Source organism: Kitasatospora sp. NPDC056273, from assembly GCF_042268845.1.
Taxonomy (GTDB): domain Bacteria; phylum Actinomycetota; class Actinomycetes; order Streptomycetales; family Streptomycetaceae; genus Kitasatospora.
This window is the reverse complement of record NZ_JBHJSJ010000121.1, coordinates 1-4,160: the sequence shown is the minus strand read 5'-3', so window position 1 is coordinate 4,160 and position 4,160 is coordinate 1. Positions and strand designations below refer to the sequence as shown.

Here is a 4,160-nt window from a genome sequence, read left to right as displayed (position 1 = left end):
TCCGACAGGAGGCCGTCCACACCCTCCCGGTCGGTGGTGTGGTCGTCCGCGAAACGACGGTCACCCGTCGCGTCCGGCACGTGCTTCACACAGACAACGATCCTCAAGCTCACGGCCTGTCTCCTGTACTGGTCTCGTCCGGCGGCTGCGGCGGTGCAAGCGGGCGCGAACACGGCACGCACCCGCTCCGGGCAGCGAATTCCCGTGCCGGTCCGGAACTTCCTGGCAGCATACTCGCCGGTAGTGCAGTGGTCACTACTGGCCAGTAGCTTATGCCGTGCGGCTGCTCCCGCCGCCTGTGCCCATCCTGCCCCAGCGCGGGGCCGACTCCACCCGCCGGGGCGGAACACCTGCGGCCGGATTGCTCACACCACGCGACCGAGCGCCGCGATCACGTCCACCCGGCGCGGCTGGCCCGCCGCCCGACGCACCACCCGGCCCTCCCCGTCCAGCACCAGGACGGTCGGCGTCCGCCGGACCTCCAGCCGGCGGACCAGCTCCAACCGCTCCTCGGCGTCCACCTCTATGTGCTCCACCCCGTCGACCATCCCGGCCACCTCCGAGAGCACCCGCCGGGTGGCCCGGCACGGCTGGCAGAAGGCCGTCGAGAACTGCACCAGCGTCGCCCGCGCGCCGAGCGGCCCGCCCAGCTCCGCCCCCGACAGCCGTACGGCCTCCGACAGCGGTACCGCGTCCGCCCCGTCCTCGGTGCTCACCCTCGTCCTCCCGTCACTCCCGGCCCGTCACCCCCGGCCACGGCAGGCCGGGACCGGCCCCGTCGAGGCACGACAACGCACGCCGTCGGCCCGGTCATCCCCCCAGTCTGCGGCAGCGCCCGCGGCGCCCGAAACACGGTCGACCGCCAGGGCCGGGACACGTACGATCGGCCGATGGACTCCGACCGCCACCCGATGCCGCCGCCGGTCCGCCGCCGCGTCATCACCCCGGCCAGGACCACCGTCCACCGACGGCGCTGACGCCCCGCCGCTGCCGCCGCCCGTCGCGACCACCCGGAGCCCCGTTGCAGACCGATCCCCGCGGTCCCCGCTTAGCCGCAGCGCTCACCGCGATCGTCCTGGCCCTCGTCCTGGCCACCGGCAGCTGCCCGCTCCTGGGAGCCCAGACGCTCGTCTTCGCCCTCGGCTCGTTCGGCGGCCTGCGCCTGGCCCCGTACGTCCGGCTGTTCCAGGCACTCGTGCTGCCCCGGCTCGCACCGCCCTCCGCCACCGAGGACGAACGTCCGCTCCGCCTCGACCAGGGCGTCCTCATGGTCTTCGCCGCGGTCGGCACCCTCGGCTACTGCACCGAGGTGACGTGGCTCGGCGTGATGGGCGCCTCGACCGCCCTCACCGCCGCCTTCGCCAACGCCGTGTTCGGCTACTCCGTGGGCTGCGAGCTCTACCCCTTGGTCCGGCACGCCCAGGGCCGCCTCACCTCCCGCGCCTGATGCGAGCGGCCGAAAAGTTCCCGTTCGAATTCATCACGGAGATCACATCGGCAATATTCACTTGACCGCACGCCTCAGGTGACAGCAGGCACTCGTTCGGGGGATCATCTCCGTGAATCACCCGTGACCGCCGCGGAGTGCCGTACTCCGGTCGGCACCGCCCGCGCAACGGAGCGGGTACCCGCCGAACCGGGCTCCGGCCCGTGGAAGTCAGGACTGACCGTGGCAGAGTTCGTGTACCCGCCGGTGATCGGCGCCGCACTCACCGCCTTCCGCGCGCTCGACGCGCGGATCAAGATCGTGGGCGCCGAACACATCCCCGCCAGGGGGGGAGCGGTACTGGTCAGCAACCACATCAGCTACCTGGACTTCCTCTTCGCGGGCCTCGGCGCGTACCGCGGCGGCAAGCGCAAGACCCGCTTCATGGCCAAGGACGACGTCTTCAAGCACCGGATCTCCGGCCCGCTGATGCGCGGCATGAAGCACATCCCGGTCGACCGCACCGACGGCCAGCCCGCCTACGAGGCCGCCGTGCGCGCCCTCAAGGCCGGCGAGGTGGTCGGGGTCTTCCCCGAGGCGACCATCAGCCGCTCCTTCATGCTCAAGAAGTTCAAGACCGGCGCCGCCCGGATGGCCGCCGACTCCGGCACCCCGCTGCTGCCCGTCGTGCTCTGGGGCACCCAGCAGCTCTGGACCAAGGGCCGCCCGAAGACCCTCACCAAGCGGCACGTCCCGGTCACCATCATGATCGGCGAGCCGATCCACCTCGGACCGGACGACAAGCCCGTGATGGTCACCCGGCGGCTGCGCGCCGCCATGAGCGAGATGCTCGACCAGGCCCAGCGCGAGTACCCCGGCAAGCCCTCCGGCCCGGACGACACCTGGTGGCTGCCCGCCCAGCTCGGCGGCACCGCGCCCACCCTGGAGGTCGCCGAGGCCGAGGACGAGGCGGAGGCCCTCGCCAAGGCCGAGCGCCGCGCCGCCCGGGGCTGAGGCCCGCTCCGCTCCCCTCTGTTCCCCTCTCCTCCACTCCCCTCTACTCCGTGCGATCGAGCGAGCGCGGTCCGTCGCGTGTCGCCGGACCGCCGACGTCCCCCGTCTGACACAGTGACAGCTCCTTTCAGGGGCCTTCGTCCTGAATCCTCGGCGGGGGCACACGTCGGAGCGGTCGAGAGTCTCGGAGGCGGAGATGGCACGGATCACCACCGGCACACGGCAGTCACCCACGGGCAGGGCCCGCACCCGCGCGAGCGCCGGTGCGGGCCTTCTGCTTCTGGGCGCCCTGCTCACCGGCTGCGGGGCCGAGCCCGGGGAGATCCCGCTCTCGGAGATCCGGCCGGAGACCCCCACCGCCACCCCCGAGGCGACACCCGCCGCGACCCCCGGCGTGGTCGGCGCGGCCGTCGGAGCCCCCGCGGCCGCCGCGCACAACGGGCTGATCGTCAGCCGCGCCTACACCGACGCCGCCCGCACCAGCACCGCGATCGTCACCCTCTCCCCCGACGGCACCGGCCAGCACCAGGTCACCCAGCCGCCGGCCCGCGCGCTCGACGACCGCCCGGACTGGTCCCCCGACGGCGCCACCATCGCCTTCGACCGCACCGACCCGCAGACCGGCACCGCCCGGCTCTGGACCGTCCTCACCGCCGGCGGCCCCGAGCACCAGGTCAACCAGCTCTGCGACAGCGGCACCGCCGACTGCGCCAACGAGGACGAACGCGCCCCCGCCTTCTCCCCCGACGGCAAGCAGGTCGCCTTCAGCCGCTCCTGGGGCGCCCTGGACCCGTCCGGCAGCCACCAGATCCAGTACTCCGACCTCTACCTGATGACCCCCGAGGGCACCGACGTCCAGCGGCTCACCTTCCTCACCAACGACAAGCCCTACTCCGGCGCGGTCAGCAACCCCAGCTGGTCCCCCGACGGCAAGCAGCTCACCTTCGAGTACCGCACCAGCGCCACCGGGCAGCCCGCCAACAGCCGCGCCATCTACGTGGTCAGCGCGGACGGCACCGGGCTGCGCCAGCTCACCCCCTGGGAACTTCGCGCCGGCGACCGCGCGGACTGGGCCCCCGACGGCACCCAGATCCTCTTCACCACCTACCCGGCCGGCCCCGACAACGCCCCCGGCGGCGGCATCTACACCGTCCACCCCGACGGCAGCGCCGTCGGCGCCCTCACCCCCGCGCCCTCGGACGCCTTCTACGGCGCGGCCGCCTACGCTCCCGACGGCAAGTCCATCGTCTTCGCCCAGGCGCCCGCCGGCACCGGCGCCGACCTCTACAGCATGCGGCCGGACGGTACGGGCGTCGCCCGTCTCACCAACAGCGCGGACAAGTGGCTCAGCCGGCCGGCCTGGGGGACGGCGGAGGCCCCAGCGGCTCCCGCCGACCAGGTCCAGGCGACGGCCCAACCATCGGATCAGCCGTCAGGTCAGCCGTCATCGGCACCTCAGGCACCCCAGGCGCCGCGGCCCGACGCCCAGCAGCCGGCCCAGGCCCAGGGGCAGGCGCCCACGGAGAAGCCGCAGGCCGAATCCGAATCCGACTCCGACGAATAGATTCGCCCCGGCCCTGAAAACGCGAAGAACCCCCATCCGGGACCCGGATGGGGGTTCTTCTGAATAATTGTTCGGCGGCGTCCTACTCTCCCACAGGGTCCCCCCTGCAGTACCATCGGCGCTGTAAGGCTTAGCTTCCGGGTTCGGAATGTAACC

4 protein-coding genes, 1 rRNA gene and 1 pseudogene are annotated in these 4,160 nt (G+C 72.8%); 3 read left to right on the top strand and 3 right to left on the bottom strand.

What is annotated here, in order from left to right:
• Positions 1–113, bottom strand: a pseudogene (locus ACFCY1_RS41400) (electron transfer flavoprotein subunit beta); the annotation flags it as partial.
• 252 nt (positions 114–365) lie between these two features.
• Positions 366–716, bottom strand: a complete 351-nt coding sequence (locus tag ACFCY1_RS41395) for a TlpA family protein disulfide reductase (protein ID WP_375877810.1) — start codon at positions 714–716, stop codon at positions 366–368.
• A 305-nt stretch (positions 717–1,021) separates the two neighbouring features.
• On the opposite strand from ACFCY1_RS41395, the gene ACFCY1_RS41390 reads away from it, so the two are divergent.
• The 3 genes from ACFCY1_RS41390 (at position 1,022) to ACFCY1_RS41380 (ending at position 4,004) form a co-directional block, all read left to right on the top strand.
• Entirely contained in the window at positions 1,022–1,447 is a 426-nt protein-coding gene (locus ACFCY1_RS41390) for a DUF4395 domain-containing protein (RefSeq protein WP_049656482.1), read from the top strand.
• Between the two features lie 222 nt (positions 1,448–1,669).
• The gene (locus ACFCY1_RS41385) at positions 1,670–2,440 is read left to right on the top strand and encodes a 1-acyl-sn-glycerol-3-phosphate acyltransferase (RefSeq protein WP_049656484.1); all 771 of its coding nucleotides are present in this window, start codon (positions 1,670–1,672) and stop codon (positions 2,438–2,440) included.
• Between the two features lie 196 nt (positions 2,441–2,636).
• Entirely contained in the window at positions 2,637–4,004 is a 1,368-nt protein-coding gene (locus ACFCY1_RS41380) for a hypothetical protein (protein ID WP_375877809.1), read from the top strand.
• A gap of 69 nt (positions 4,005–4,073) precedes the next feature.
• Here the strand turns inward: ACFCY1_RS41380 and rrf are convergent.
• A 5S ribosomal RNA gene (gene rrf / locus ACFCY1_RS41375) occupies positions 4,074–4,160 on the bottom strand; the annotation flags it as partial.

Coding starts and splice junctions, on each gene's coding strand:
- ACFCY1_RS41380 (WP_375877809.1), top strand. CDS start 2,637: ATGGCACGGATCACCACCGGCACACGGCAGTCACCCACGGGCAGGGCC.